28 protein-coding genes are annotated in these 26004 nt (G+C 72.4%); 20 read left to right on the top strand and 8 right to left on the bottom strand.

The window, feature by feature from the left end; all coding sequences use genetic code 11:
* The first annotated feature begins 144 nt into the window (after positions 1–144).
* Together ACZ44S_RS14970 and ACZ44S_RS14965 are read left to right on the top strand one after the other, a co-directional pair.
* Positions 145–1803: an FUSC family protein gene (locus ACZ44S_RS14970; RefSeq protein WP_466928663.1), complete on the top strand. Its 1659-nt coding sequence runs from the start codon at positions 145–147 to the stop codon at positions 1801–1803.
* A complete protein-coding gene (locus ACZ44S_RS14965) occupies positions 1800–2378 on the top strand; it encodes a MarR family winged helix-turn-helix transcriptional regulator (protein ID WP_466928661.1) in 579 nt (192 codons plus the stop codon). The genes ACZ44S_RS14970 and ACZ44S_RS14965 overlap by 4 nt, the downstream gene beginning before the upstream one ends.
* Before the next feature lie 28 nt (positions 2379–2406).
* On the opposite strand, the gene ACZ44S_RS14960 is transcribed toward ACZ44S_RS14965, so the two are convergent.
* The gene (locus ACZ44S_RS14960; RefSeq protein ID WP_466928659.1) at positions 2407–3171 is read right to left on the bottom strand and encodes a VOC family protein; all 765 of its coding nucleotides are present in this window, start codon (positions 3169–3171) and stop codon (positions 2407–2409) included.
* A gap of 157 nt (positions 3172–3328) precedes the next feature.
* Here ACZ44S_RS14960 and ACZ44S_RS14955 point away from each other — a divergent pair, with 157 nt between their 5' ends.
* The gene (locus ACZ44S_RS14955; RefSeq protein WP_466928656.1) at positions 3329–4243 is read left to right on the top strand and encodes an N-acetyltransferase; all 915 of its coding nucleotides are present in this window, start codon (positions 3329–3331) and stop codon (positions 4241–4243) included.
* A 10-nt stretch (positions 4244–4253) separates the two neighbouring features.
* On the opposite strand, the gene ACZ44S_RS14950 is transcribed toward ACZ44S_RS14955, so the two are convergent.
* Positions 4254–4652, bottom strand: coding sequence for a VOC family protein (locus tag ACZ44S_RS14950; RefSeq protein WP_466928654.1), 399 nt, complete (start codon positions 4650–4652; stop codon positions 4254–4256).
* Positions 4653–4735: 83 nt separating this feature from the next.
* Between ACZ44S_RS14950 and ACZ44S_RS14945 the strand changes: the two genes are divergently transcribed.
* Complete coding sequence (locus ACZ44S_RS14945) at positions 4736–5278, top strand: GNAT family N-acetyltransferase (RefSeq protein ID WP_466928651.1); 543 nt, start codon at positions 4736–4738, stop codon at positions 5276–5278.
* Between the two features lie 22 nt (positions 5279–5300).
* Here the strand turns inward: ACZ44S_RS14945 and ACZ44S_RS14940 are convergent, their stop codons facing one another.
* Positions 5301–5984, bottom strand: coding sequence for a glycerophosphodiester phosphodiesterase (locus tag ACZ44S_RS14940; protein ID WP_466928648.1), 684 nt, complete (start codon positions 5982–5984; stop codon positions 5301–5303).
* Positions 5985–6237: 253 nt separating this feature from the next.
* On the opposite strand from ACZ44S_RS14940, the gene ACZ44S_RS14935 reads away from it, so the two are divergent.
* The 5 genes from ACZ44S_RS14935 (at position 6238) to ACZ44S_RS14915 (ending at position 10842) form a co-directional block, all read left to right on the top strand.
* Complete coding sequence (locus ACZ44S_RS14935; protein WP_466928647.1) at positions 6238–7635, top strand: DUF6421 family protein; 1398 nt, start codon at positions 6238–6240, stop codon at positions 7633–7635.
* Between the two features lie 38 nt (positions 7636–7673).
* Positions 7674–8420, top strand: coding sequence for an SDR family NAD(P)-dependent oxidoreductase (locus ACZ44S_RS14930; protein ID WP_466928644.1), 747 nt, complete (start codon positions 7674–7676; stop codon positions 8418–8420).
* On the top strand, positions 8417–9493 hold the full coding sequence (locus tag ACZ44S_RS14925) for a threonine aldolase family protein (RefSeq protein ID WP_190163516.1): 1077 nt from the start codon (positions 8417–8419) through the stop codon (positions 9491–9493). Before ACZ44S_RS14930 ends, ACZ44S_RS14925 begins: the two co-directional genes overlap by 4 nt.
* A 69-nt stretch (positions 9494–9562) precedes the next feature.
* Positions 9563–10153: a transglutaminase domain-containing protein gene (locus tag ACZ44S_RS14920; RefSeq protein ID WP_466928641.1), complete on the top strand. Its 591-nt coding sequence runs from the start codon at positions 9563–9565 to the stop codon at positions 10151–10153.
* Positions 10150–10842: a B3/B4 domain-containing protein gene (locus ACZ44S_RS14915; RefSeq protein ID WP_466928639.1), complete on the top strand. Its 693-nt coding sequence runs from the start codon at positions 10150–10152 to the stop codon at positions 10840–10842. The genes ACZ44S_RS14920 and ACZ44S_RS14915 overlap by 4 nt, the downstream gene beginning before the upstream one ends.
* Positions 10843–10872: 30 nt before the next feature.
* Here the strand turns inward: ACZ44S_RS14915 and ACZ44S_RS14910 are convergent, their stop codons facing one another.
* Positions 10873–11601: a lysophospholipid acyltransferase family protein gene (locus ACZ44S_RS14910; protein ID WP_466928636.1), complete on the bottom strand. Its 729-nt coding sequence runs from the start codon at positions 11599–11601 to the stop codon at positions 10873–10875.
* Positions 11602–11854: 253 nt separating this feature from the next.
* Between ACZ44S_RS14910 and ACZ44S_RS14905 the strand changes: the two genes are divergently transcribed.
* From ACZ44S_RS14905 to ACZ44S_RS14890, 4 genes are all read left to right on the top strand, one after another.
* Positions 11855–12205 (top strand): TlpA family protein disulfide reductase, encoded by a 351-nt coding sequence (locus tag ACZ44S_RS14905; RefSeq protein WP_466928633.1) that lies wholly within the window; start codon positions 11855–11857, stop codon positions 12203–12205.
* 214 nt (positions 12206–12419) lie between these two features.
* Positions 12420–12929, top strand: a complete 510-nt coding sequence (locus tag ACZ44S_RS14900) for a flavin reductase family protein (RefSeq protein WP_466928630.1) — start codon at positions 12420–12422, stop codon at positions 12927–12929.
* Between the two features lie 218 nt (positions 12930–13147).
* Complete coding sequence (locus ACZ44S_RS14895; RefSeq protein ID WP_466928627.1) at positions 13148–13936, top strand: electron transfer flavoprotein subunit beta/FixA family protein; 789 nt, start codon at positions 13148–13150, stop codon at positions 13934–13936.
* A 61-nt stretch (positions 13937–13997) separates the two neighbouring features.
* Positions 13998–14960 (top strand): electron transfer flavoprotein subunit alpha/FixB family protein, encoded by a 963-nt coding sequence (locus tag ACZ44S_RS14890; protein ID WP_466928624.1) that lies wholly within the window; start codon positions 13998–14000, stop codon positions 14958–14960.
* 60 nt (positions 14961–15020) lie between these two features.
* Here the strand turns inward: ACZ44S_RS14890 and ACZ44S_RS14885 are convergent, their stop codons facing one another.
* Complete coding sequence (locus tag ACZ44S_RS14885; protein ID WP_466928621.1) at positions 15021–15923, bottom strand: endonuclease/exonuclease/phosphatase family protein; 903 nt, start codon at positions 15921–15923, stop codon at positions 15021–15023.
* Positions 15924–16069: 146 nt separating this feature from the next.
* On the opposite strand from ACZ44S_RS14885, the gene ACZ44S_RS14880 reads away from it, so the two are divergent.
* The 4 genes from ACZ44S_RS14880 (at position 16070) to ACZ44S_RS14865 (ending at position 19961) form a co-directional block, all read left to right on the top strand.
* Positions 16070–17374 carry a DUF6986 family protein gene (locus tag ACZ44S_RS14880; protein WP_466928618.1) on the top strand — a complete coding sequence of 435 codons (1305 nt, stop codon included), beginning with the start codon at positions 16070–16072 and terminating at the stop codon, positions 17372–17374.
* A gap of 78 nt (positions 17375–17452) precedes the next feature.
* Positions 17453–17950 (top strand): DUF2975 domain-containing protein, encoded by a 498-nt coding sequence (locus tag ACZ44S_RS14875; RefSeq protein WP_466928616.1) that lies wholly within the window; start codon positions 17453–17455, stop codon positions 17948–17950.
* On the top strand, positions 17950–18189 hold the full coding sequence (locus ACZ44S_RS14870) for a helix-turn-helix domain-containing protein (protein WP_466928613.1): 240 nt from the start codon (positions 17950–17952) through the stop codon (positions 18187–18189). Before ACZ44S_RS14875 ends, ACZ44S_RS14870 begins: the two co-directional genes overlap by 1 nt.
* A gap of 44 nt (positions 18190–18233) precedes the next feature.
* Positions 18234–19961, top strand: coding sequence for a serine/threonine-protein kinase (locus ACZ44S_RS14865; protein ID WP_466928610.1), 1728 nt, complete (start codon positions 18234–18236; stop codon positions 19959–19961).
* On the opposite strand, the gene ACZ44S_RS14860 is transcribed toward ACZ44S_RS14865, so the two are convergent.
* Positions 19907–20710: a hypothetical protein gene (locus tag ACZ44S_RS14860; protein ID WP_466928607.1), complete on the bottom strand. Its 804-nt coding sequence runs from the start codon at positions 20708–20710 to the stop codon at positions 19907–19909. The genes ACZ44S_RS14865 and ACZ44S_RS14860 overlap by 55 nt on opposite strands.
* Before the next feature lie 7 nt (positions 20711–20717).
* A complete protein-coding gene (locus ACZ44S_RS14855; protein WP_466928604.1) occupies positions 20718–21812 on the bottom strand; it encodes a LacI family DNA-binding transcriptional regulator in 1095 nt (364 codons plus the stop codon).
* Positions 21813–22015: 203 nt separating this feature from the next.
* On the opposite strand from ACZ44S_RS14855, the gene ACZ44S_RS14850 reads away from it, so the two are divergent.
* The 3 genes from ACZ44S_RS14850 (at position 22016) to ACZ44S_RS14840 (ending at position 24434) form a co-directional block, all read left to right on the top strand.
* Positions 22016–22969: an ROK family protein gene (locus tag ACZ44S_RS14850; protein WP_466928601.1), complete on the top strand. Its 954-nt coding sequence runs from the start codon at positions 22016–22018 to the stop codon at positions 22967–22969.
* A 91-nt stretch (positions 22970–23060) separates the two neighbouring features.
* Entirely contained in the window at positions 23061–23249 is a 189-nt protein-coding gene (locus ACZ44S_RS14845) for a hypothetical protein (RefSeq protein WP_466928599.1), read from the top strand.
* A gap of 144 nt (positions 23250–23393) precedes the next feature.
* Positions 23394–24434, top strand: coding sequence for an NUDIX hydrolase (locus ACZ44S_RS14840; protein WP_466928596.1), 1041 nt, complete (start codon positions 23394–23396; stop codon positions 24432–24434).
* A 173-nt stretch (positions 24435–24607) separates the two neighbouring features.
* On the opposite strand, the gene ACZ44S_RS14835 is transcribed toward ACZ44S_RS14840, so the two are convergent.
* Positions 24608–25969 (bottom strand): M20/M25/M40 family metallo-hydrolase, encoded by a 1362-nt coding sequence (locus ACZ44S_RS14835; RefSeq protein WP_466928593.1) that lies wholly within the window; start codon positions 25967–25969, stop codon positions 24608–24610.
* Positions 25970–26004: the final 35 nt, after the last annotated feature.

Here is a 26004-nt window from a genome sequence, read left to right as displayed (position 1 = left end):
CGACCCGTACAGCGGTCGGTCAGGGGATGCCCAACCCCGGCGGCGGGCACGCGGGCGCACGGGGGTACGTGAGGAGCGTTCGGGGGAGCGCAGCAGGTCAGCGCATATGCTTTACTAGTAAATTATCTGTTAACGTTGTCCGTCATGAGCAGTTCCCTCTCCACCCCGGCCGCCCGGCGCCTGCCCCTCGCCGGGCCGCTGCGCCTCGGGCGGCCCTCCGACATCTGGTTCAAGCCCGCCCTGAGCGTGGTCGCCGCGGTGGCCCCGCCCGGCCTGCTCCTGGCCGCACTCGGCCGGCTCGACCTCGCGATGTACACCATGGCCGGATCACTGTGCGCCCTGTACGCCCACAACCGCCCGTACGCGGTACGGGCCAGGGTGCTCGCACGGGTCGTGCTGGGCATGCTCGGCGGCCTCGCCGTGTCCCTGGTGGCCGCCTCCCTCACCGGGGACCCCGTCGTCCTCGTCACGGTCGGAGCGGTGCTGGCCGCCGTACAGAAGGCGCTGTGCGACGCCACCCGGATCGGACCACCCGTCAACGTGGTACTCACCTTCGTCACGTCCGCATCCCTCTTCCTGCCGCAGACCCTCGGGCAGGTCCCCGGCCACCTCGCACTCGCCGCCGCGGCCGGGCTCTGGGCCTACGCGGTCGGCATGGCGCCCGCGCCGCTGCGGCCGCACGGCCCCGAGCGCCGAGCCACCGCCCACGCCCTGAACGCCGCCGCCGCGTACGCCGAGACCGGCGGCACCGGCGCCCGCACCGCCGCCTACGCGGCCGTGCAGGCCGCCTGGCAGACCCTGCTCGCCGCGGGCAACCGGCCCTCCGCCGTCCGCCGCGGCCTGGAACGGCTCGCCGTCCGCGCCGAGGCCGCCCTCGCTGCACCGGCCGACGTCGACCCCGCGCGCCTGCGCACGTGGGCCCGCGCCCTGCGCGGCACCGGTGCCGTCCCGCGCCCCGAGGAGCCCCGCGCCGACGCCGGTGAACTCGTCGGCGTGGCCGTCGAACGCGCCACCCCGCCGCCGCCCCTGCGGGACCGGCTCGGTGCGCTCACCCCGATCGCCGTCCGCACCGCGCTCGGCTGCGCGCTCGCCGGCTACGCGTCCCTCGCCCTGGGCATCGGCCGCCCCTATTGGGCCCTGGTCACCGCCGCCGCGCTCTACCAGGCCAACCTGACCCTCACCTGGAGCCGGGCGGTGCAGCGTGTCGTCGGCAACCTCGTCGGCGTCCTGCTGTTCGCCGCCGTCGCCCCGGTCGCCCATCTCGGTCCGCTCGCGCTCGTGCTGTGCTGCCTGCTGTTCAACTTCGGAGCCGAGGCTCTCATCGGCCGCAACTACTGGCTCGGCACCGTCTGCGTCACCCCGCTGGCGCTGCTGGTCACCGAGTTCGCCGGCCCACAGCCGACCGGAGCCCTGGTCACCGAGCGTGCCGTGGACACCCTCGTCGGGGCGCTGGTCGGGTTCGCCGCCGCCGTGGCCGTCACCAACCGGCGTGCGGGCGACCGCGTCCAGCGGTCCCTCACCGCAGTGGACCGCGCCCGCGAGGCCGCCGCACGCGCCCTGACCGACCCGTCGGCCACGCCGGCGGACCTGGAGGCCGCCCGCCGCGGCCTCGCCGCCGCCCTGGTCGAACTGCGCGCCACCGCCGACGCCGCGTCCGGCGAGTGGTGGCAGCGCACCCCGGCGCAGGAGCGGGTCGTGCTCGCCGAGCAGGCGGGACACCGTACGCTCGCGGCGACGGTACGACGCCGGGGAGAGCTCCCCGACCCCGGCACGGGCACGCACACGGAGGACGCACGGCCATGACGGCGACCGAAGGACCACGGGCGAGAGGTGACGAGGAACCCTCGCCGGGCGACGGGAACCCGCCCGGACGGCGGGGCGACACCGTCGCCGCGGTCGTCCGGCAGTGGCGCGCCGTCCACCCCGGCCTGGACACCGGCCCCATGGAGGTCATCGGCCGCATCAACCGCTGCGCCGCCCTCCTCCAGCAGGCGGAGGACGCCCCGCTGCGCCGGGCCGGACTCTCCCGCGCGGAGTTCGACCTGCTCGGCGCGCTGCGCCGCACCGGCCACGAGCTGACCCCGAGCGAACTGGCCCGCGAGACCTTCTCCTCGGGCGCTGCCGTCACCAAACGCCTCAAGCAGCTCACCGAGCGCGGACTGGTGGAGCGCCGGGGCGACACCCGCGACCGCCGGGTCGCCCATGTCCGCCTCACCGACGCCGGACGCGACACGGTGGACCGCATCCTGCCCGCACAGCTGGCCTACGAGACCGCCGTGCTGTCCGGTCTGGACAGCCCGGAACTCGGCGAGCTGGCCGCCCTGCTCGGCGAACTGCTCGGACAGCTGGAGGGCCGCCTGGGCGCGCTGCGCGCGTGACGGCACACCCCGCGCCCCCTTCCGGCGCTCACCGTTCGCCGGCGGCCCGGTGGACGCCGAACATCGCGCCCTGCGGGTCCCGGAGCACCGCCATGCGCGGCCGCTCCGGGTGCGAGACGGGCTCCATCAGCACCGTGCCCTCCACCGTCGTGGTGGTCACCGCGGCGGCGTCCACGTCGTCGACGGCGAAGTACGGCAGCCAGTGCGCGGGCACCTCGTGCGGGAACTTCTCGTCCATCGTCACCATGCCGCCGAAGTCCGCGCCGTCGATGCCCCACTGGGGGTAGCGCAGGGACGGGTCCACGCTCCAGCCGAACACGGCGGTGTAGAAGGACACGGCCTGCTGGGGCGCGCGGGTCAGCAGTTCCACCCAGCCCAGCGACCCCGGGACGTTGAACGCCCCGGCGCCCGGGAAGGTGCCCGCCTGCCACAGCTGGAACACCGCTCCGGTGGGGTCCGCGGCCACCGCGAAACGGCCCTCGTCGAACACGTCCGTCGGGCCGAGCAGCGCGTGCCCACCCGCCGCGCTCACCGCGCGGAGGGCGGCGTCCGCGTCGGCCACCGCGAAGGACACGTTCCACGCGACCGGCTGGGACTCCTGGTACAGCGGTGCCAGCGCAGCGACCGGCGCGTCACCGAGGTGGGCGACCGTGTAGCCGCCCGCCTCCTGCCGCTGATCCGTCTCGGGGCGCCAGCCGAACAGCCGCGTGTAGAAGCGTGCGGCCGACTGCAGGTCGGTGGTGCCCAGCTCCGCCCAGCAGGGCCCGCCGATCACCGGTGCGGACAGTTCCATGGCGCTCCTTCCGTCCTCCAGCACGCCAAGGCCGGCCCCCGGACCCGGCCATCCGGCGCGAAAGCGGCTGGCGCGCCCCGGCGGTCCGGCCGTACCCTCGCCCCGTACCGCACCGCGTGGCGGCCCCCGGCTCCTTCACCCTGCCCGGAGGTACCCCGTGTCCGCGCTCGCCGTACGTCCCTTCCGCCGCACCGACCGCGACCAGCTCACCGATCTGGTCAACATCCATGTCGCGGCCGTCGTCCCCGGCGTCTCCGTCTCCGTGAACACCGTCCTCGGCGACCTGGAGCGCCAGCCCGGCGAATTCATCACGGACCCCTGGGTGGCCGAGCGGGCGACGCTCGTCGCCGAGCGCCGTGGACAGGTCGTCGCCGGCGCCCATCTGCTGCGCTACCGCGCCGACGCGGAAGTCGGCGAGAGCTACCGGGACGCCGGGGAGATCGACTGGTTCGTCTGCCGCCCGCCGACCTCGTTCCTGCCGGACGCCGCGGACGCCGGGCACCTCCTGATACGGGCCTGCCTGGCCCTGCTCGCCCGCTGGAACGTCCGCGTCCGCTACGCCGACGGGGCTCTGCCGGCCCCTGTCGTGTACGGACTGCCCCGGAACTGGCCGCATGTGCGGGCCGTCTACGAGGCCGCGGGCTTCCGGCACGTCGGGGACACCGAGGTGATCCTCCTGGCCCGCGTGGCCGACCTGCCGCGGGACGAGTCCGGTGAGGACCTCACCTTCCTGCGCACCGTGGGGGAGTGCGGCACCCGCTTCACCGCGTACGCGGACGGAAGCGCCCGCGGCTTCATCGAGGTCGACACGGCACTGGCCCGCCCCGAACGCCTCACGCGGGCCGCCGGCTTCGCGGACGTCGGCAACCTTCACATCGAGCCCGCCGCCCAGGACACCGGCCTGGAGAAGCGGCTGCTGGCCCGTGCCGCCGACTGGCTCCGCCTGTGCGGCGTGGACCGTCTGGCCGCCTACGAAGCGGAGACCGACCACACCGCGCTCGACCGTCTCACCCGCGCGGGTTTCCGTGAACTGACCCGCACCGACCGCGGCTGGGAGCACCGCCCGGACTGAACGCCCGCCGTCAGATCCCCGGCCGGTACCGCAGTGGATGGTCGGCCGGGATCTCGACGAGGACGATCGGCGTCCCGTCCGGATCCGCGATCCACATCTCGATCAGCCCCCACGGCTCCCGCACCGGGGGCCGGACGATTCCGACACCCTTTGCCTCCAGTTCCTCGTGCGCCGCCGTGAGGTCCTCGACCTGGAGCCACAGCCGCACGTCCGGCGCCCCGGCCGCGGCGGCGTCCGCACGGCCCGAGAGCTCCAGGAACCCGCCGCCGAGGAAGTAGACGGTGCCGCGCTCGGGACCCGTACCGAACTCGCGGTGGACGGCGAGGCCCAGCTGCTCGCCGTAGAAGGCGCGGGAGCGGTCGGGGTCGGTGGGGCGGAGCAGGACGCGGCTGCCCAGTACATGTACCATGCGGCCGAGCGTAACGGCCGGGTTAGTCTCGTTCCCGTCCGAGCCACGCCGCAGGCGGCGCACACGAACCGGGAGACCTGCCCATGGAATCCGCCACCGACACCGCACTGACCTTCCGCGACGCCACCGACGCCGACGTGGACGCCCTCGTCGCGCTGGTCGAGTCGGCGTACCGGGGAGACTCCAGCCGGGCCGGATGGACCACCGAGGCGGACATCCTGCAGGGGCAGCGGACCGATCCGGAGGGCGTACGGGAGGTCGTCACATCGCCGGACAGCCGACTGCTGACGGTGGAGCGCGAGGGCCGGATCGTCGCCTGCTGCCAGCTCGAACACCGCGGCGCTCAAGCCTACTTCGGGATGTTCGCGGTCAGCCCGGCCCTCCAGGGCGCCGGACTCGGCAGGACGATCCTCGCGGAGGCCGAGCGCCGGGTCCGCGAAACCTGGGGCGTGGCCGAGATGCACATGACCGTCATCTCCGTGCGGGAGGACCTGATCGCCTGGTACGAGCGGCGCGGCTACCGCCGTACGGGAAGGATGACGCCCTTCCCGTACGGCGACGAGCGCTTCGGCATCCCGCAGCGCGACGACCTGCAGTTCGAACTGCTGGTGAAGGAGCTGTCCTGACGGCCGCCCGGCACCGGGCGGGTCACGCGGTGAAGCGGCCGGTGCGTTTGATCTCCGGGTAGTCGGTGGTCGCACCGTCGAGTTCGAGGGCGCGGACCAGCCGGAGGTGGTCCTGGGTGTTGACCACCCAGCCGTGGACGGCCAGATCCGCCTTCCTCGCCCGCTCCACGATCTCCAGGGTGAGCCGGCGGATGTTGAGACAGACGGTCGAGGCGCCGGCCGCGACGGCCCGCTCCACGACGTCGGTGCCGTAGCGGCTGGCGACGAGCGCCGTGCGCACCCCGGGCACCAGCCGCGCGATCTCGGTGATCGCCTCGTCGTGGAACGAGGCGACCTCCACCCGCCCTGCCAGGTCCCGCCCGTTCATCACGTCGGCGAGCGCCCGCGCCGCCCGCACGTCCTTGATCTCCGCCTGGAGCGGTGCCCGGACGGCCTCCAGGACCTCGTCGAAGAGGGGGATGCGCTCGCCCTGCCCGGCGTCCAGGACGCGCAGTTCGGCGAGTGTCTTGTCGGCGATGAGACCCGTGCCGTCCGTCGTGCGGTCCACTGTCGTGTCGTGCATGACGACGAGCGCGCCGTCCTTGCTCAGATGCAGATCGAGTTCGATGACGTCCAGACCCGCCTCCTGGGCGGCGACGAAGGACCGGAGGGTGTTCTCGGGGGCGACACCCATGACTCCGCGGTGACCGATGGTGAGGAAGTTCAAGGTTCGACTCGCTTCCGTCGACGGCGGCGGGAGGCCGCGTCCCTGCGGCCCTCCTGGACCGTATCGCCTGTGACCGCCGCGTCCAGAGGCTGAACATCGATTGCACACAGCGTCGGCCGCCCGGGTGTTCCGCAGTAAAAAATGCGGTGAAGGCAGGGGTGCGGCAGGATAATTTCCGGAGGTGCCCCTTGCTGGGAGAAACCCTCTGTGTATACGGTCTCCTTACGCGAGGTTCTCCCGTGGAGGATGGGACATGACGGAAATTCTTGTGCAGGTGGGTGCCGAGGGGAAGGTTCCTTCGGCGACCAGGGTGATCGAGCACCCGGCATGGCCCGTGCTCAAGGATGCCGTGGAGCGGATCCGGCCCTGGCAGTCCAAGGACGGTTCGATCGACTTCGACGCCGACGGTGCCCCGGAGCGTGCCGACGCCGAGCGTGCGGTGCGGGACGTGACCGGTGCCGTCGAGGAGCTCTCCCCGCTCCTCCCGCACGACCGCGCCTACCACGAGGCCCTGGCCAAGGACCTGGCCCGCTGGGCCGAGGGCGGCTTCGAGGTCCCCGACTTCCTCGACTCGCTGCTCGCCTTCCAGCCCGCCGCGAACCGCGTGGACGGCCTCCAGCACCTGGTGGTCTTCCCGATGTACACCCAGAACGGCAACCCCGACCGCAACCTCGAGGCGGTCGTGCTGCGCATGGTCTGGCCCGACTGGCTGGCCGAACTGGAGCGCACCCGCTACGACAACCCGCTGTTCTGCGGCATCACCTTCGAGGACTTCACCGCGGGCTACGACACCAATTCCGCGGTCCTCTTCCCCGAGACCATCGCGGTGCGCGAGGCCCCCGAGCGCTTCACCTGGGGCGGCATCTTCTGCGACCGCGAGGCGGCCCGCTTCCGCCGCGTCACCGAGGCCGCCGTCGACATCCTCGGCCTCGAGCTGCCCGAGGACGTCGCCGCCATGGTGCACGACCAGAGGCGCTGCGAAGAGGCGTTCGTGCTCTGGGACATGGTCCACGACCGCACCCACAGCCACGGCGACCTGCCGTTCGACCCCTTCATGATCAAGCAGCGCCAGCCGTTCTGGATGTACGGCCTGGAGGAGCTGCGCTGCGACCTCACCGCCTTCAAGGAGGCCGTGAAGCTCGCGGGCGACGGCGTCCCGCAGGCCCGTGACGTCCAGGTCGCGGTGCTCTTCGACCGGATGTTCCGCTTCCCCGTCACCGGCGAGCGGACGCGCAACTACGACGGCCTCGGCGGCCAGCTGCTCTTCGCCTACCTGCACAAGCACGACGTCGTCCGCTGGACCGACAACAAGCTCTCCATCGACTGGGAGCGCGCCCCGCAGGTCACCAACCAGCTGTGCGCCGAGATCGAGGCGCTGTACCGCGACGGCATCGACCGTCCCAAGCTCGTCCACTGGTTCGCCGGGTACGAGCTGGTCTCGACCTATCTCTCCCCGCACCCGGGCTCCAAGTGGGCCAAGGGCCCCGATGCCCTGGACCTGACGCTGCCGCCGCGGAAACTCGTCGATGACGTGCTTCCGGACGAGTTTCCGCTGAGCATGTTCTATGAGGCACTGTCCAAGAAGCTGAAGAACGTGATCGCGTCCACCAAGGGCATCACGGCGGACGGTGCCGAGCGGGTCGCCGCGTGAGCGATCTCGTTCACAACACTGCTCAGGAGGCGAGGATCATGGGGAACGGGGCGCTCGACGGTGCGGTGATTGCGGTGGCCGGCGCGGGAGGACCCGCGGGACGTGCGGCACTGCTGAGGCTGGCCGAGGCGGGGGCGACGGTCGTCGGCTCCGACAACGACCCGGAGCGGCTGGCGGAGGCGGTCGACGCGGCGCGCTACGCGCACGGCGGCGCCACTGTCACCGGGGACACGGTCGACCTGCTGGACCTGCACTCCACCCGCGAGTGGGCGGCGCGGGTCGAGAAGGAGTTCGGCCGGGTCGACGGCCTGGTCCACCTCGTGGGCGGCTGGCGCGGCAGCGAGACCTTCACCAAGACCAGCGTGGACGACTGGGACTTCCTGGAGCTGCTGCTGGTGCGGACGGTGCAGCACACCACCCTTGCCTTCCATGAGGCGCTGCAGCGCAGCGACCGCGGCCGGTACGTCCTGATCAGCGCGGCCGGCGCGAGCAGGCCCACCGCGGGCAACGCCGCCTACGCCGCGGCCAAGGCCGCCGCCGAGGCGTGGACGCTGGCCATGGCGGACTACTTCCGCAAGGCCGGGGGCGAGCAGGGACCGACGTCGGCGGCTGCGATCCTGGTGGTCAAGGCGTTGGTGCACGACGCGATGCGCGCCGACCGCCCCCACGCGAAGTTCGCGGGCTTCACGGACGTCAACGACCTGGCCGAGGCCATCGCCGGAGTCTGGGAGAAGCCCGCCGCAGAAGTGAACGGAAACCGTCTGTGGCTGACCGAGAAGCCGTGAACCCACCGAGGACCGACGCGCGTCGTCATCACGACCCGGACGTCCGCGGTTTCGCCAGCGACAACTACGCCGGGGCCCACCCGGAGGTGCTCGCCGCCCTGGCCGTGGCCAACGGCGGGCACCAGGTCGCGTACGGCGAGGACGCGTACACCGAGAATCTCCAGCAGGTGATCCGCAGCCACTTCGGGCCGACGGCCGAGGCGTTCCCGGTGTTCAACGGCACCGGCGCCAACGTCGTGGCGCTCCAGGCCGTCACCGACCGCTGGGGCGCGGTGATCTGCGCCGAAAGCGCCCACATCAACGTGGACGAAGGCGGGGCGCCGGAGCGGGTCGGCGGGATCAAGCTGCTCACCGTGCCCACCCCGGACGGCAAGCTCACCCCGGAGCTGATCGACCGGGAGGCCTACGGCTGGGACGACGAGCACCGCGCGATGCCGCAGGTCGTCTCCCTGGCCCAGGCCACCGAGCTGGGTACCGTCTACACGCCCGACGAGATCCGCGCCATCTGCGAGCACGCCCATGCGCACGGCATGAAGGTGCACGTCGACGGTTCCCGGCTGGCCAACGCCGCCGCCACGCTGAACGTGCCGCTGCGCACCTTCACCAACGCGGTCGGGGTCGACCTCCTCTCGCTGGGCGGCACGAAGAACGGCGCCCTCTTCGGCGAGGCCGTGGTCGTCCTGGACCCGGACGGCATCCGGCGCATGAAGCACCTGCGCAAGCTGTCCATGCAGCTCGCGTCGAAGATGCGCTTCGTGTCGGTGCAGCTGGAGGCCCTGCTCGCGCGGGACCTGTGGCTGCGCAACGCCCGGCACGCCAACGAGATGGCACAGCGCCTGGCCGAGGGCGTGCGCGCGGTGCACGGGGTGGAGATCCTCTACCCCGTGCAGGCCAACGCCGTCTTCGCACGGCTGCCGCACGAGGTGGGCGAGCGCCTGCGCAAGCGGTTCCGCTTCTACTTCTGGGACGAGGCGGCGGGCGATGTCCGCTGGATGTGCTCGTTCGACACCACGGAGGACGACGTGGACACGTTCGTGGCGGCGCTCAAGGAGGAGATGGCGCGCTGGGCATGACTGTATAAGTATGCGGTCGACTGGAAATGCATTGACTGCCGGTCGGCCGCATACCTATGCTCTGGCGCCATGCAGCTGATCCAGGAAACGCCGGACCTTTCCGCGTATCTCGCCGCAGATGAGGCGATCGATCATCACCATCCGCTGGTCCGCGAGACGGCCGCACGGCTCGCCGCGCACGTGGCCGACTCGTATGAGTATGCGCGGGCGGCATTCGAGTACGTGCGCGACACCATCCCGCACTCGCACGACTTCGGCGATCTTCGCGTCACCTGGCGCGCCTCCGACGTCCTGGAGCAGCGCACCGGCATCTGCTACGCCAAGGCCCATGCGCTGGCAGCTCTGCTGCGGGCCGAGGACATCCCGACCGCCCTCTGCTACCAGAACCTCGGCGTCGTTCACGGCCTGGTCGCCGTGCGCTTCCACGGTGCCTGGCACCGGCAGGACCCCCGCGGCAACAAGCCCGGAGTGGACGCACGGTTCTCCCTCGACGGTGAGCGACTGGCCTTCACGCCCGACCCGGCGTCCAACGAGATGGACTACCCGGTCCTGTATGCTGCACCTCATCCGGTCGTACTGGGCGCCCTCAAGGCCGCCCCCGACCGGCCGCACCTGTGGCGGACACTTCCCACCGCACTCCCAGCCCAAGGCGGGTCATGACCTTCACGCCGGCCGTGTCCGACGCGGTGCGCGCCCTCGCACCCGGTTTCACCCATGTCACCGTCGAGGCGCACGGCCTGGCCAACGGGCCGAGCACGGAAGCGAGTTCCGCACTTCTCGACGACGCGGCGGGCCGGCTCGCCCAACGGCTGCGCGGCCGGGCCCCGCACGAGGATCCGCACATGGCGGCCTGGCGCGAGATCTACACGGCGTTCGGCTCCAAGCCCTCCCGCACCCGCAACTCGGCCGAAGCGCTGGCCAGGCGGGCCCTGTCGGGGGCGGGACTGCCCCGGATCAATCTCCTCGTCGACCTGTACAACGCCATCAGCGTCGCCCACCTGATCCCCGTGGGCGGCGAGGACATCGACCGCATCGACGGCGGGATGCGGCTCGTACGCGCCACCGGAGAGGAGGACTTCGTGACCGTCGCCGGGGGAGAGGACACGGTCGAGCACCCCGACCCCGGCGAAGTGGTGTGGCGTGACGACACCGGGGTGACGTGCCGCCGCTGGAACTGGCGCCAGGGCCCGCGCACCCGGCTCACCGAGGAGACCGCCTCGGGCATCTTCCTGCTGGAAGGCATGGCCCCGACGCCGGTCCCCGAGCTGGAGGCGGCGGCCGCCGAACTCGCCGGTCTGCTGGAGAAGTTCAGCCCCGGGGCACGCGTCACGGTCCACCCCGCGGCCTGACCGGCCCCGGCGGACGGGCGGTGGAACGGGTCAGTGCGCCTCGGCGCGGCGGACCTGCTCCGGGGTCGGGGCCGTGCCCCCGAGGTGGGCCGGCATCCACCAGGTGTCGTCCGGACCCTTCGGCCGCACCGGGTACGCGCGCTGCGCCGCCTCCAGCAGCTCCTGCACACGCTCGCGCAGCTGACGGGTGATCGCCCCCGCGTACTTGTCCTTGGACGCCTCGAGCACCTCGCCCACGCGGATGGTGATGGGAGTGTGACTGCGTCCGAAGTTGCGCGGGTGGCCCTTGGTCCACAGGCGCTGCGTGCCCCACACCGCCATCGGGATCAGCGGCACGCCCGCTTCCTGCGCCAGACGCGCGGCGCCCGACTTGAAGCTCTTCAGCGTGAACGACTGCGAGATGGTGGCCTCCGGGAAGACGCCGACGATCTCACCCGACCGCAGCGACCGCAGCGCGTGCTCGTACGCCGCCTCGCCCTGCTCACGGTCCACCGGGATGTGCTTCATGCCGCGCATCAGCGGACCGGAGACGCGGTGACGGAAGACCGACTCCTTCGCCATGAAGCGCACGAGCCGCTTCTGCGGAAGGGCCGCCAGGCCGTTGAAGACGAAGTCCAGGTAGCTGATGTGATTGCTCACCAGCACGGCGCCGCCCGTGCGCGGGATGTTCTCCGAACCCTGGCAGTCGATCTTGAGGTCCCACACCTTGAACAGGGTGCGGGCGAAACCGACGACGGGCCGGTAGACGAGTTCTGCCATGGGCGGGTGGAGACCCTTCCTTCTCTGCCTGGGAAGGGGGCTCCCAGTCGAAGTTACGCAGCCGTAGGTTTTACGGCTTGTCGCAGATGGTGCCCGAAGAACGGCCGGTGAACCAGCCCTGGCGCCCGTTGGCGGCGAGATTCTCGTCACGTCCGCCCCGGCCCACCTCGATCTTTGTGCGGCCACCGGGAATGCGCGAGGCTCCCGGGACGCTTGAAACGGCTGACAGGACAGCCATGACGGGAGAGGTCGAGTGCGAGGTCCGGACGGAGCGGGACGGCCCGGGGCGAGTGGGCCGCAGGCGGAGCTGGGCGGCGAACTGGGCGCCCGACTGGGGGAGCGCGCCACCCTGGTGCAGTTCTCCAGCGCCTTCTGCGCGCCCTGCCGGGCGACCCGCCGCGTGCTCGGCGAGGTGGCCGGTCTGGTGCCCGGCGTGGCCCACGTGGAGATCGACGCCGAGGCCCGTCTGGACCTCGTACGCCGCCTGGGGATCGTCAGGACGCCCACGGTGCTGGTCCTCGACGCGGCCGGCCGGGTCGTACGGCGCGCGGCCGGACAGCCGCGCAAGGCGGATGTCATCGCCGCGCTCGGGGAGGCGGTGTGAGGGCCTTGGGGACCACGGTGAGGCATCTCCCACATCACGGGACCGACTTGACTGTGCATGCCACCCGTCGTCAGCCTGACTCCATGCCTTCGGAACTCCTTCGCCCCCGGCGGGTACCCGGCCGTCAGGCGGCCGCCCGCGCCGCGCGCGTGCGCCGACCGGGCCGGTGAGCAGCCGCGAACCCGCTCGTCGTCTCCCGCAGAAGGACAGTTTCATGACGGCCCCGTCCGGCCTCGGCACCGCCCGGCCCGCCTCGCCCGAGCTGTTGCGCTCCGTCTTCCGCAGGCATGCGGCGGGCGTCGCGGTGATCACCGCGCGTGGCAGCCGGGGCCCCGTCGGCTTCACCGCCACCTCCCTCGCCTCGGTCTCCGCCGAGCCCCCGATGCTGTCCTTCGGCGTCGGTACGGCAGGCTCCAGCTGGCCCGTGATCGCCACGAGCGACCATGTCGGCGTGCATGTCCTCGGGGAGCACCAGCAGGAGCTGGCGGCGACCTTCGCGCGCAGCGGCGCCGACCGATTCGGCCCGGCCACCGCCTGGCGGGAGGGGCCCGAGGGCGTCCCCGTACTGGAGGACGTGCCGGCCTGGATGGTGTGCAAGGTGGTGGCGCGGGTGCCCGCGGGCGACCACCGGATCGTGGTCGCCGAGGTCCTGCTGGGCGACCCGTCCGGCCAGGGCCGACCGCTCCTCTACCACCAGGGACGTTTCAACGGTCTGCGTGACTGATCCGGGGTCCTTCCTGGTCGCGGACCCGTCGAGTTCCGGTTACGCTGCGTTGCGAAGGTCACAGTTCAAAGCGCTTGCTTAGCGGGGAAGAACTGGGTGTACTGACGAGTAATATTTCGTTCGGAGCGTGGGTCGCCCCGACCGGGATCGCCCGCTTCAGGCGCCTATGCTGCCTGCAGGCAGGCAGCCAGAAATGACGATGCAGTAGGAGAGCCGGCGTGAGCTTGAGGATCGTTGTCACTGTGAAGTACGTGCCCGACGCCACTGGCGACCGGCACTTCGCCGATGACCTGACCGTCGACCGTGACGATGTGGACGGTCTGCTCTCCGAGCTGGACGAGTACGCGGTCGAGCAGGCGCTGCAGATCTCGGAGAACTCCGACGACGACGTGGAGATCACCGTGCTGACGGTGGGCCCGGAGGACGCCAAGGACGCGCTGCGCAAGGCGCTGTCCATGGGTGCCGACAAGGCCATCCACGTCGAGGACGACGACCTGCACGGCACCGACGCCATCGGCACCTCCCTGGTGCTGGCCAAGGCCGTCGAGAAGGCCGGCTACGACCTGGTCATCTCCGGTATGGCCTCCACCGACGGCACCATGGGCGTCGTACCGGCGCTGCTCGCGGAGCGTCTGGGCGTGCCGCAGGTGACCCTGCTGTCCGAGGTGTCCGTCGCGGACGGCACGGTCAAGGGCCGTCGTGACGGCGACGCCGCCTCCGAGCAGCTCGAGGCCTCCCTCCCCGCGGTCGTGTCGGTCACCGACCAGTCGGGCGAGGCCCGCTACCCGTCCTTCAAGGGCATCATGGCGGCCAAGAAGAAGCCGGTTCAGTCCTGGGACCTGTCCGACCTCGACATCGACGAGGACGAGGTCGGCCTGGAGAACGCCTACACGGTCGTCGAGTCGGCGGCCGAGCGTCCGGCCCGCACCGCGGGCACGATCGTCAAGGACGAGGGCGAGGGCGGCAAGCAGCTCGCCGAGTTCCTCGCGAGCCAGAAGTTCATCTGAGCCGAGAGCTCGACTCGCGTCCCGCCCCCGCACACTTCGCAAGCAGGAGAGAAGAAGTCCCATGGCTGAAGTTCTCGTCTACGTCGACCACGTGGACGGTGCCGTCCGCAAGCCGACCCTGGAGCTGCTGACCCTGGCCCGCCGCATCGGCGAGCCGGTCGCCGTCGCGCTGGGCAACGGCGCCTCCGACACCGCCGCCACGCTCGCCGAGCACGGCGCGGTCAAGGTCCTCACCCACGAGGCCGCCGAGTACGCCGACTACCTGGTCGTGCCGAAGGTGGACGCCCTCCAGGCCGCCCACGAGGCCGTCTCCCCGGCCGCCGTGCTGGTGGCCTCCTCCGCCGAGGGCAAGGAGATCGCCGCCCGTCTGGCGCTGCGTCTGGGCTCCGGCATCATCACCGACGCCGTCGACCTGGAGGCCGGCGACGAGGGCCCGGTGGCCACCCAGTCGGTGTTCGCCGCCGGCTACACCACCAAGTCGCGTGTCTCCAAGGGCACCCCGGTCATCACGGTGAAGCCGAACTCGGCCGCCGTGGAGGCCGCCCCGGCCGCCGGTGCGGTCGAGGCCCTGAGCGTCACCTTCTCCGCCCAGGCGACCGGCACCAAGGTCACCGGTCGTACGCCGCGCGAGTCGACCGGCCGTCCCGAGCTGACCGAGGCCGCGATCGTGGTCTCCGGCGGCCGCGGTGTCAACGGCGCGGAGAACTTCGCGATCATCGAGGCGCTCGCCGACTCGCTCGGCGCGGCCGTCGGTGCCTCGCGTGCCGCCGTCGACGCCGGCTGGTACCCGCACACCAACCAGGTCGGCCAGACCGGCAAGTCGGTCTCGCCGCAGCTGTACATCGCCTCCGGCATCTCCGGCGCCATCCAGCACCGCGCGGGCATGCAGACCTCGAAGACCATCGTGGCCGTCAACAAGGACGCCGAGGCCCCGATCTTCGACCTGGTCGACTACGGCATCGTCGGTGACCTGTTCGACGTCGTCCCGCAGCTGACCGAGGAGATCAAGTCCCGCAAGGGCTGACCGTCTCTCCGGCTTGTCCGAGGCCCCCGCGACCGTTCCGGTCGCGGGGGCCTCGGCGTGTCACACGGTCAGCGCCGCCTGGACCGGGAGATGGTCGCTGGGGAAATGGCCGTCCACCGCGAAGGTGTTGACGGACGCCCGGTGCACCGTCACGCCGGGGGTGGCCAGGATCCAGTCGATGCGCGCACCGTCCGGCACCGGCGGGCGGTACCCGTGGAACGTCCCGTACGCCTCCCCGCGTTCGGCGGCCGCGTCCCAGGTGTCGACGAGCCCCGCGCCGAGCAGCGTGTCGTACACGGGGTTGCCGTGTGCGGCGACGTTGAAGTCGCCCGTCACCACGACCGGCAGCGAGCGGGCCAGTGCCCGGACGCGCTCGGCCACGAGGGCGCCGGCCCGCTCCCGTGCGTACTGGCTCGCGTTGTCCAGATGGGTGTCGAGGACGTAGAACTCCCGGTCGCCCCGGCGCAGGTCGCGGAAACGGACCCAGGTGACCATGCGGACGGAGGCGCCGCCCCAGGTGTTCGAGCCGATCACGTCCGGGGTGCCGGACAGCCAGAAGTGGTCGTAGGCCAGCGGGACCAGCCGCCTGGTGTCGTAGAAGACCGCCATGAACTCGTCGCGGCTGCCGCCGGCCCGTCCGGTGCCGATCCAGTCGTAGGACGGTCCGAGATCGGCCTCGATGTCGTGCAACTGCCGGTACAGGCCCTCCTGCGTGCCGAGGACGTGCGGGCGCTCACGGCGCAGCAGCCGCCGCATCACGGGCCTGCGGGCGGCCCAGCTGTGCGGCTCGGCCGTGCTCGCGAACCGCAGGTTGAACGACATGACGTCCAGGGGACGGTCCAGGCGCTCGTCCGCGGAGGCGGGAGCGGAGGGCAGTGCTGTACTGGACAGCGGAAGGGCGATTGAAGCGGCGAGCGCGCCCTTCAGCAGCGGACGGCGCGTGACACGGCGGTGAGTCGGCACGGACAAACGGTCCCAGATGGACGTGAACATGACCAGAGGGCGGGCGGACCGGTCCGCGGGACGGTGTTGACCCGCGACGAGGTCGCCCGATAGCTTCTTTCAACGAATTGTTGATTTCGTATCGCGGAATTCCGGGAGGATGTCGCATGGGCCAGGGGCAGCAGGAGCGGGTGTCGACGAGTCTCGCGGATGCCGTCACCGAGGAGATCGGGGCCTCCCTCGCGCCGGTCGACGCCGAACTCGAGCGTCGCTACCCCGGAGATCCCGGCACCCGCCAGCCCGTCCACACGGTGTACGTCCCCGCCGACGCCTTCGCCGCCGACACCCTCCGCGTCTGGGGGGACCGGGCCCTCGCCGCACTCGACGAACACGCCCCGGACGCCGCCTCCTTCGGCGCCGTTCTGGGGCTGGACGGCGCGCTGGCCGAGGACGTGTACGGACGCGTCCGCGCCAAACTGGAGCGCGAGCCGGTCGAGGACCTGCGCGTCGACTTCGAGGACGGTTACGGCAACCGCCCCGACGCGGAGGAGGACGAGGCCGCGGCCCGCGCGGCCCGGCTCGTCGCCGAGGCGTACGCGGCAGGCACCGCCGCCCCGTACACGGGCATCCGCATGAAGTGCTTGGAGGCCGCCGTCCGCGACCGGGGCATCCGCACCCTCGACATCTTTCTCACCGGTCTGCTGGAGGCCGGGGGCCTGCCCGGCGGACTGGTCCTGACCCTGCCCAAGGTGACCTATGCCGAGCAGGTCACCGCCATGGCCCGGCTCCTCGACGCGTTCGAGAGGGCGCGCGGCCTCGAGCCCGGCCGGATCGGCTTCGAGATCCAGATCGAGACCAGCCAGTCGATCCTCGCCGCCGACGGCACCGCCGCCGTCGCCCGCATGATCCAGGCCGCCGGGGGACGCGCCACCGGCCTGCACTACGGAACCTTCGACTACAGCGCCTGCCTCGGCGTGTCCGCCGCACACCAGGCGAGCGACCACCCGGCCGCCGACCACGCCAAGGCCGTCATGCAGGTCGCCGCCGCGGGCACCGGCGTACGTGTCTCGGACGGCTCCACCAATGTCCTGCCCGTCGGCCCCACCGCGCAGGTCCACGACGCCTGGCGCCTGCACTACGGTCTTACCCGCCGCGCCCTCGCCCGCGCCTACTACCAGGGCTGGGACATGCACCCCGGCCACCTCCCCACCCGGTACGCGGCCGTCTTCGCCTTCTACCGCGAGGGCTTCGAACAGGCCGCCGCCCGCCTCGCCCGGTACGCCGGCGACGGCGGCGGCGACGTCATGGACGAGCCGGCCACCGCCAAGGCCCTCGCCGGTCACCTGCTGCGCGGCCTGGACTGCGGCGCCCTGGACGACGCCGAGGTCGCACGGGCGACCGGCCTGACCCGCCCCGCCCTGGAGGGCTTCGCCTCTCCCCGGCGGGGCGGCTTGACGGCCTCCGCCCAGTAGCCCCGGCCCCGACGGCGCATTTGCCTCACCTATCGAATCTCGATAGATTTCCATCGTGGTTCGAGTGGAGGAGGGGCGATGGGACGGCTGACCGTGCTCGCGCTGCGTGCCGTGATCGTGATGCTGCTGGCGGGTTCCCTGGGCGTGCAGACGCTGATGGTCCCGCTGCTGGCGAGCGACCTCGAAGGACTGGACGCGGAGTACGGCTACCTCCGCGCCCCGCTCCTCCTCGTCGTGGTCCTCTTCGTGGTGGCGGCGCAGACCGTCCTCGTCTGCGTCTGGCGCCTGGTGACGATGGCGCGGCAGGGAACCGTTTTCTCCCACGCCGCCTTCCGCTACGTGCACATCGTGATCGGCGCGTTCGTCGCCGCGGCCCTGCTGGTGTTCACGCTCGGAGCGCTCCTGGCGCCGGGCGAGGCCGTGGCCCCGGGCATCGTGCTCCTGCTCGGCGGGGCCGGTCTGGCGGTTCTGGGCATCGCGCTCATCGTGCTGGTCCTGCGGATGCTGCTCGCCCAGGCCGTCGCTCGCGACGTCGAGGCTTCGCGGATGCAGGCCGAGCTGGCCGAGGTGATCTGATGGCGATCGCCGTCGACATCGACGTGATGCTGGCCAAGCGGAAGATGTCCGTGGGTGAACTCGCCGAACGCGTCGGCATCACGCCGGCCAACCTGGCGGTGCTCAAGAACGGCCGCGCCAAGGCGGTGCGCTTCACGACCCTCGCCGCGCTCTGCGAAGTGCTCGACTGCCAGCCCGGCGACCTGTTGCGCTGGGTCCCCGAGGACGCCCCGGCACCGTCGGCCGTCCCTTCCCCCTAGTCTGTACGCCACGCACGGTACGTGGTTCGGAGAACGGGGCAGCGGTGTCAACGGGGGCATACGGACAGGAGTATGGACAGGCGGACGGGGCCGGCCGGCTGCTGGCGGGTCGTTACCGGGTCACCGCCCGGCTCGGTCGCGGCGGCATGGGCGTGGTCTGGAAGGCGGTGGACGAGGTCCTCGGCCGCGAGGTGGCGGTCAAGGAACTCCGCACCTACAGCGACGCCGCCGGACCCGAACTGGCGGACCTCGGGCTGCGGATGCAGCGCGAGGCGCGGGCCGCGGCCCGGGTACGCCACCCCGGTGTCATCGCCGTCCACGACATCGCCGAGGTGGACGGCCGCCCGCTGATCGTGATGGAGCTCATCGACGGGCCGTCCCTGGACGACGTGCTCCGCGACCGCGGCACCCTCGATCCGCGCGAGGCCGCCGGGATCGGTGCCAAGGTGATGGACGCGCTGGCCGCCGCCCACCGGGCCGGTGTGCTGCACCGCGACGTGAAGCCCGGCAACATCCTGCTCGACCGCTCGGGCCGGGTCGTGCTCACCGACTTCGGCATCGCCACCATGGAGGACCCCGGCGACGGCGCGGCGACCCAGCTCACCCGGAGCGGCGAGATCGTCGGCTCCCTCGACTACCTGGCGCCCGAGCGCGCCCAGGGCGCCGTCCCGGGACCGGCCTCGGACGTCTGGGCCCTGGGCGCCACGCTGTACGCGGCCGTGGAGGGCGCCTCTCCCTTCCGCCGAACGTCGACGTTCTCCACGCTCACCGCCATCGTGTCCGAGCCGCTGCCCGAGACGCGCCGGTCCGGTCCGCTCGCGCCCGTCCTCGGGCGGCTGATGGACAAGCGGCCCGAGGCCCGTCCAAAGGCCGCTCAGGCGTGTGAACTCCTGGAGGCCGTCGCCACCGGCGCGGACGCGCAGACGGCCGCACTGCGCCCGCCGGCACCCGAGCCCGTTCCCGGACGGACCGAGACGGAACTCGCCGTTCCCGCGGTGCCTCCGGGCTTCGGGCCGCCGGAGGCGGGAGGTGCCGGACCCGGCGCCGTGGCGGCACATCCGGTCCCGGACGTCTCCTCCAGCCCTACCGGGCCCACGAGCTCCCCCTCGAAATCCCGCCGCAGGCGCCGTGTTCTGCTCGCCGCCCTGGCCGTCACCGTCGTCGTCACCGCGGCCGGAGTCACGGCCGCCGTGATCGACTTCCCGGACGACAAACGCGGTGACGCGCACGCCGGCGCCGCTCCCGCCGACGTCCCGTCCTCCCCCGCCGCGTCCGGCGACACGGACGCCGGCCGGCCCCTGGGACCCGGAGCGGACGCGGAGAAGAGCACGGCACCGCCGGAGAGGACCGACGCGCGGGACACAACCGCCGACCCGACCGGCGGCCCCGCCGCCGGCAGTGCCGCGGAGAAGACCCCCGAACGCGGCGGATCCGCCGAGGCCGACGGCGCCGACGCACCGGACGGCGACGGCGGTGCCGGAACACAGGACCCGGTCTGCCACCCCATCGGCGGCGGCAAGTACAACTGCGAGGTCTGGCGCACCGCCACGTCCCACACCGCCTCCGGCACCGAGGCCGGCGTCCTCAATGCGGGCACCAACTACTTCTACTGTCAGCAGAACCTGGGCCGCCGCCAGAGCCAGGGCGAGTGGACCAACGTGTGGTGGGCCAGGACGGACGACGACAGCGGCAACACCGACGTCTGGGTCAACGACGTCTACATCAGGGGCGGTGCCAACGACGCGCCCGTGCCCGGACTTCCGTACTGCTGAGACTCCGCGTACCGCTCCAGGCCGCAGGCCGTCACCAGCTTCTCCTCGGCGAACAGCCGGGTGCCCCGCGCGCACAGCTCACGGTCGGCGCGGGCCCTGGCGGAGAACTCCTCGGGGGAGGTGCCGAACAGCTCCCGCAGGCCGGGCACGTTCACGAGCAGTTCGGTGAGCAGCGGCCGCTGGCCCGGATGGGCGCGCGGCACGCCGGTGCCGTCGTGCAGCACACCGTGGCGGTTGACGTACGCGTACGCGCCGGGCAGCACCGAGTCGTCGGCCGGCTCGATGCGCACGTCGGGTGCGGGCAGCCAGGCGCGCCGGAAGTTGCCGTCCGGCCGCGGGGCGCCCTCGCTCGCGTCGATCACGGTGAGCTGCCGGGCGTCGAGCCAGAGGACGAACAGCTCACGCACCGCTCCCGGAGTGGCGACCGGTGAGTTGGACACGTAGCCCATGCGGCTGACGTGCGCCGAGACGCCGATGCCGACGCCCGTCACCCGGGCGCGCACCATCGGCAGCGGCGTGATGATCCCGGACTCGGCCATCTTGTGCCGCAACTGGCCGGGGCAGGCGTTGGATCCGACCGCCAGCACCGGGACGCGGTCCTCGTACACCAGACGGTCCAGTGGCAGCAGCCGGGGCCCGTCGAGCAGCCCCGAATCCTGTGGCCAGGCACCCGGGTACAGCAGCGGATGCTCACGCGGCGCCTCGTTCAGCCCCAGCGCCCGAAGGGTGCGGCCCTCCTCCACCGGCACCGCCCGCTCAGTCCGCCGGGGGCAGCTCGCCGGAGCCGCGGGTGATCAGCCGGGTGGGCAGCTCGATGCGCTCCGGGGTGAGCAGGGTGCCGTCCAGCCGGCGGAACAGCCGCTCGGCCGCCGTCCGGCCGAGCGCGGCCGCGTCCTGCGCGACGACCGTGACACCCGGGTTGAGGAGATCGGCCAGCTCGATGTCGTCGAAGCCGACCAGCGCGACCGGCCGGGTGTGCTCGGCCAGTACCCGGATCACGGTGACCGTCACCCGGTTGTTGCCCGTGAAGATCGCGGTGACCGGTTCCGGGCCGGAGAGCATCTCACGGGCCGCGCGGCGGACCCGCTCGGGGTCGGTGACGCCCAGCGACATCCAGGAGTCCGCCACCGCTATGCCCGCGTCCTCCATGGCGGTCCGGTAGCCGCGCAGGCGCTCGGCCGCGGTGTGGATACGGGGCATGTCGCCGATGAAGCCGATCCTGCGGTGTCCGTGCGCGATCAGATGCTTCACCCCGTCGCGGGCGCCGCCGTAGTTGTCCGACACCACGATGTCCGCGTCGATGTGCCCGGCCGGGCGGTCCACGAAGACCGTGGCGACGCCCGCCTTGATCTCCGGCTCCAGATAGCGGTGGTCGTCGCCGGCCGGGATCACCACCAGCCCGTCCACCCGCCGGGCGCACAGCGCCAGCACCAGCTCCTGCTCGCGGTCGGCGTCCTCCGCGCTGGAACCGTTGATCAGCAGCGCGCCGTGGGCGCGGGCCACCTCCTCCACCGCGCGGCTCAGGGGCCCGTAGAACGGGTCCGCCAGGTCCTCCAGAACCAGGCCGATGCTGGCCGTGCGGCCCTTGCGCAGCACCCGGGCGCTGTCGTTGCGGCGGAAGCCGAGCGCCTCGATCGCCTCCTGGACGCGGCGTTCCGTCTCGGGCGTGACCCCCGGTTCGCCGTTGACCACCCGGGAGACCGTCTTGAGGCCGACCCCGGCGCGCGCCGCCACGTCCTTCATCGTCGGACGGTTGCCGTAACGGGTCCCTGGGAGGCTTGCGGTGCGGCGGGTCGTCTCCGGCACGGTGCGGTGTCCTGTCCTGTCGGCCACGGGGATGCGTAGGTCCATGGGGTTGTATGAGGATGTGGCGTCGAGCATAGAGCCTGGACAACGTTGTCAGGCTCGTAGACACTGTCCCACGCGCACTCCGGCCCGCACATCGTCGCAGGACGGGGCCGCCGCCCGTGCTCCATGTGTTGCCTCCTGGTCGCGCATGGTCGTTCTCAGGGTTTCAGATGTTTTTCTATGTTTGACGGGGAGATCCGACGCTGATGCACACCGACCTCGTGGCTGCGCTCGACATCGGCGGTACCAAGATCGCCGGCGCTCTGGTGGACCGCCAGGGCCGGATCCTGGTCCGCGCCCAGCAGCCGACGCCTGCCCGCGAGGACGGCGAGACCGTGATGCACGCGGTCGAGACGGTGCTCGGCGAACTCACCGCCTCCCCGCTCTGGCGGCGCGCCGGCGCCGTCGGCATCGGCAGCGCCGGGCCCGTGGACGCCTCCGCGGGCACGGTGAGCCCGGTGAACGTGCCCGGCTGGCGCGACTACCCGCTGGTCGCCCGGGTCCGGGACGCGGCCGGGGGCCTGCCCGTGGAGCTGATCGGCGACGGCGTGGCGATCACGGCCGCCGAACACTGGCAGGGCGCCGCCCGCGGTCACGACAACGCCCTGTGCATGGTCGTCTCCACCGGGGTCGGCGGCGGCCTGGTCCTCGGCGGCCGGCTGCACCCCGGTCCCACCGGCAACGCCGGCCACATCGGGCACATCAGCGTGGACCTCGACGGCGATCTCTGCCCCTGCGGATCGCGCGGCTGTGTGGAGCGGATCGCGAGCGGGCCCAACATCGCGCGCCGGGCCCTGGAGAACGGCTGGCGGCCCGGCCCGGACGGCGACACCTCCGCCGCCGCGGTCGCGGCGGCCGCCCGGGCCGGGGACCCGGTGGCCGTCGCGTCCTTCGAGCGGGCGGCCAGGGCGCTGGCCGCCGGCATCGCGGCCGCCGCGACGCTCGTGGAGATCGACATAGCCGTGATCGGCGGGGGTGTGGGCAAGGCGGGCGAGGTCCTCTTCGCCCCCCTGCGCAAGGCCCTCGCCGAGTACGCCACCCTGTCCTTCGTCCAGCGCCTCGCGGTGGCCCCCGCACAGATGGGCACCGACGCGGGCCTGGTGGGCGCCGCCGCGGCGGCGCTGGTCAGCAGGGCGGACACGGCGGTCGCGGGGGTGTGAGAGGCGGCCGGGGACCGTCGGCGGGAGCCTCTCCGGGGACCCTGGGGAAGCCGTGCGTGACCCCGCGGCGGTTTCCGCAGTTGAGCCGGGCATGAAGAAGCGCAGCATGCTGGCCATCGCCTCCCTCGCCACCGGGTTCGTCGTCGCGGCCGTCTCCCCGTCGCACGCGCTGGGCGACACCCTCGGCGGACTCGACGTCGACGACAGCCTCAGCACCCTCGACCGTACCGTCGCCGAGGACAACACCCTGCTCCTGGACGTGGACCAGGACCGGGACTGACCCGGCCACGGCGGAGTCGTACGGCGCCGGCACCCCTCGCCGTGAGGGGCGCCGGCGCCGCTCTCATGCCTTCTCAACTGGATCTGGTTTCCGTGGCAGGGTGGAGCGGGCAAGCCACAGGGGGCCAACAGAAGAGGGGGAAACGTGATCGTCTGGGTCAACGGCGCGTTCGGTGCGGGGAAGACCACCACCGCGCGCGAACTGATCGAGCTGATCCCGAACAGCACGCTCTTCGACCCCGAGGTCATCGGCGGAGCACTGGACCGGCTGCTCCCGCCCAAGCGCCTCGCCGAGGTCGGCGACTTCCAGGACCTCCCGATCTGGCGACGTCTCGTCATCGACACCGCGGCAGCGATGCTCGCCGAGCTCGGCGGGACCCTCGTGATCCCCATGACCCTGCTGCGTCAGGAGTACCGCGACGAGATCTTCGGTGGCCTCGCCGCCCGCCGGATACCCGTCAGACATGTCCTGCTCGCTCCGGCGGAAACGATCCTGCGCGAGCGCATAGCCGGCCGGGAGGTCCCCGCGGACCTCCCCGACGGAGAGGTGCGCGTCCGCCAGTGGGCGTACGACCACATCGAGCCCTACAAGGCGGCCCTCGCCTCCTGGCTCACCGCCGACGCCTACCCGGTCGACAGCACCGCCCTGACCCCGTACGCCACCGCCCTGCGGATCGCCGAGGCGGTCGGCAGCGGGGTGGTTCCCGCCTGCGACATCGTCCAGACACCCGAGCCCACCGCCGAGACGGTCGCCGCCGGCGTCCTGCTCTTCGACGAGCACGACCGCGTGCTGCTCGTCGACCCGACCTACAAGGCGGGCTGGGAGTTCCCAGGCGGAGTCGTCGAACGCGGTGAGGCTCCCGCACGCGCCGGGATGCGCGAGGTGGCCGAGGAGACCGGGATCCGCCTCGATGAGGTGCCCGCGCTGCTCGTCGTCGACTGGGAGCCGCCCGCGCCGCCCGGATTCGGAGGGCTGCGGCTGCTCTTCGACGGCGGACGGCTCGACGCCGCTGAGGCCGGACGGCTGCTGCTGCCCGGACCGGAACTGCGCGGCTGGCGCTTCGTCTCCGAGACCGAGGCCGCCGAACTGCTGCCACCGGTCCGCTACGAACGGCTGCGCGGGGCACTGCGGGCACGCGAACGCGGCAAGGCGATGTATCTGGAGGCGGGAGTGCCGGTCGGCTGAGACCGGACTGTCGGGCGGCCGGGTCCCGACCAGGTGGCTGCCCTGCCTGGTTCTTTGCCCGGCCCGGCTCACCCCCTGGCCCGGTCGCCGCCCGGCCTGCTCCGTCCACGCGTGCAGCGCGGAGCGAAGCCCCCGAACCCGGCCGGGGACGGGGGCTTCGACCCGAGCAGGGGTCAGTTCGCGCCGGACGCGTAGGAGCGCAGGAAGAGCGCCTCGGCGACCGACAGCCGCTCCAGCTCGTCCGGGGACACGCTCTCGTTCACCGCGTGGATCTGGGCCTCCGGCTCGCTCAGGCCGATGAGCAGGATCTCCGCCTTCGGGTAGAGGGCGGCGAGGGTGTTGCACAGCGGGATGGAGCCGCCCTGGCCGGCGTACTGCATCTCCTGGCCCGGGTACGCCACCGCCATCGCCTCGGCCATGGCCCGGTAGGCGGGGCTGGTGGTGTCCGCGCGGAACGCCTGCCCCTGCCCGATCTGTTCGGTGCTCACCCGGGCGCCCCACGGCGTGCGCGACTCCAGGTGCGCCCGGAGCAGGGCGGTCGCCTCGGCCGCGTCGACGCCCGGCGGCACCCGCAGACTGATCAGCGCGCGGGCGCTCGCCTGCACCGAGGGCGTGGCGCCGACCACCGGCGGGCAGTCGATGCCGAGCACGGTGACCGCCGGACGCGCCCAGATGCGGTCGGCGACCGTGCCGGAACCGATCAGCTCCACACCGTCGAGCACCTTGGCGTCCTTGCGGAACTGGTCGCCGTCGTACTGCAGTCCGTCCCACGCGCTGCCGGCGCTCAGCCCGTCCACGGTGGTGCTGCCGTCCTCGGCGCGCAGCGAGTCCAGTACGCGGACCAGCGCGGCCAGCGCGTCCGGCGCGGCACCGCCGAACTGGCCGGAGTGCAGATTGCCCTCGAGCGTGTCGACGGACACCCGCACCAGCGTCATGCCGCGCAGCGTGGAGGTGACCGTCGGCAGGCCGGCGCGGAAGTTGCCCGCGTCGCCGATCACGACGGCGTCGGCCGTCAGCAGATCGGGGTGCTCCTCGGCGTACCGCTCCAGACCGCCGGTGCCCTGCTCCTCGGACCCCTCCACGATCACCTTGACGTGCACGGGGACGCCGCCGTCGGCCTTCAGCGCGCGCAGCGCCAGCAGATGCATGATCACGCCGCCCTTGCAGTCCGCGGTCCCGCGTCCGTACCAGCGGCCGTCGCGCTCGGTCAGCTCGAAGGGCGGGGTGGTCCAGCCGGACTCGTCCAGCGGCGGCTGCACATCGTAGTGCGCGTAGAGCAGGACGGTCCTGGCGCCCTCCGGGCCGGGCAGGTAGCCGTACACCGACTGTGTGCCGTCCGGGGTGTCCAGCAGCGCCACGTCCTGGAATCCCTCGGCGGTCAGCGCGTCGGCGATCCAGCGCGCGGCGCCCTCGCTCTCGCTGCGCGGGAACTGGCCGAAGTCCGCCACCGACTTGAAGGCCACCAGCTCGGTGAGCTCCTCCTTCGCCCTGGGCATCAGCGAGGCGACGGTCGCGGCGACCGGATTCGACGACATGGGCACGCTCCTTGTGGGTGCGACGTTGTACTTCT

The organism is Streptomyces malachitofuscus (assembly GCF_055571035.1).
Note: the sequence above shows the minus strand (reverse complement) of the source record. Positions and strands in the feature narration are given on the sequence as shown.

Excerpts from the sequence above, each read along its gene's own strand:
- ACZ44S_RS14970 (WP_466928663.1), top strand. The coding sequence starts at position 145 with ATGAGCAGTTCCCTCTCCACCCCGGCCGCCCGGCGCCTGCCCCTCGCC.
- ACZ44S_RS14965 (WP_466928661.1), top strand. The coding sequence starts at position 1,800 with ATGACGGCGACCGAAGGACCACGGGCGAGAGGTGACGAGGAACCCTCG.
- ACZ44S_RS14960 (WP_466928659.1), bottom strand. The coding sequence starts at position 3,171 with ATGGAACTGTCCGCACCGGTGATCGGCGGGCCCTGCTGGGCGGAGCTG.
- ACZ44S_RS14950 (WP_466928654.1), bottom strand. The coding sequence starts at position 4,652 with ATGGTACATGTACTGGGCAGCCGCGTCCTGCTCCGCCCCACCGACCCC.
- ACZ44S_RS14945 (WP_466928651.1), top strand. The coding sequence starts at position 4,736 with ATGGAATCCGCCACCGACACCGCACTGACCTTCCGCGACGCCACCGAC.
- ACZ44S_RS14935 (WP_466928647.1), top strand. The coding sequence starts at position 6,238 with ATGACGGAAATTCTTGTGCAGGTGGGTGCCGAGGGGAAGGTTCCTTCG.
- ACZ44S_RS14930 (WP_466928644.1), top strand. The coding sequence starts at position 7,674 with ATGGGGAACGGGGCGCTCGACGGTGCGGTGATTGCGGTGGCCGGCGCG.
- ACZ44S_RS14920 (WP_466928641.1), top strand. The coding sequence starts at position 9,563 with ATGCAGCTGATCCAGGAAACGCCGGACCTTTCCGCGTATCTCGCCGCA.
- ACZ44S_RS14915 (WP_466928639.1), top strand. The coding sequence starts at position 10,150 with ATGACCTTCACGCCGGCCGTGTCCGACGCGGTGCGCGCCCTCGCACCC.
- ACZ44S_RS14910 (WP_466928636.1), bottom strand. The coding sequence starts at position 11,601 with ATGGCAGAACTCGTCTACCGGCCCGTCGTCGGTTTCGCCCGCACCCTG.
- ACZ44S_RS14900 (WP_466928630.1), top strand. The coding sequence starts at position 12,420 with ATGACGGCCCCGTCCGGCCTCGGCACCGCCCGGCCCGCCTCGCCCGAG.
- ACZ44S_RS14890 (WP_466928624.1), top strand. The coding sequence starts at position 13,998 with ATGGCTGAAGTTCTCGTCTACGTCGACCACGTGGACGGTGCCGTCCGC.
- ACZ44S_RS14880 (WP_466928618.1), top strand. The coding sequence starts at position 16,070 with ATGGGCCAGGGGCAGCAGGAGCGGGTGTCGACGAGTCTCGCGGATGCC.
- ACZ44S_RS14875 (WP_466928616.1), top strand. The coding sequence starts at position 17,453 with ATGGGACGGCTGACCGTGCTCGCGCTGCGTGCCGTGATCGTGATGCTG.
- ACZ44S_RS14870 (WP_466928613.1), top strand. The coding sequence starts at position 17,950 with ATGGCGATCGCCGTCGACATCGACGTGATGCTGGCCAAGCGGAAGATG.
- ACZ44S_RS14855 (WP_466928604.1), bottom strand. The coding sequence starts at position 21,812 with ATGGACCTACGCATCCCCGTGGCCGACAGGACAGGACACCGCACCGTG.
- ACZ44S_RS14850 (WP_466928601.1), top strand. The coding sequence starts at position 22,016 with ATGCACACCGACCTCGTGGCTGCGCTCGACATCGGCGGTACCAAGATC.
- ACZ44S_RS14845 (WP_466928599.1), top strand. The coding sequence starts at position 23,061 with ATGAAGAAGCGCAGCATGCTGGCCATCGCCTCCCTCGCCACCGGGTTC.
- ACZ44S_RS14835 (WP_466928593.1), bottom strand. The coding sequence starts at position 25,969 with ATGTCGTCGAATCCGGTCGCCGCGACCGTCGCCTCGCTGATGCCCAGG.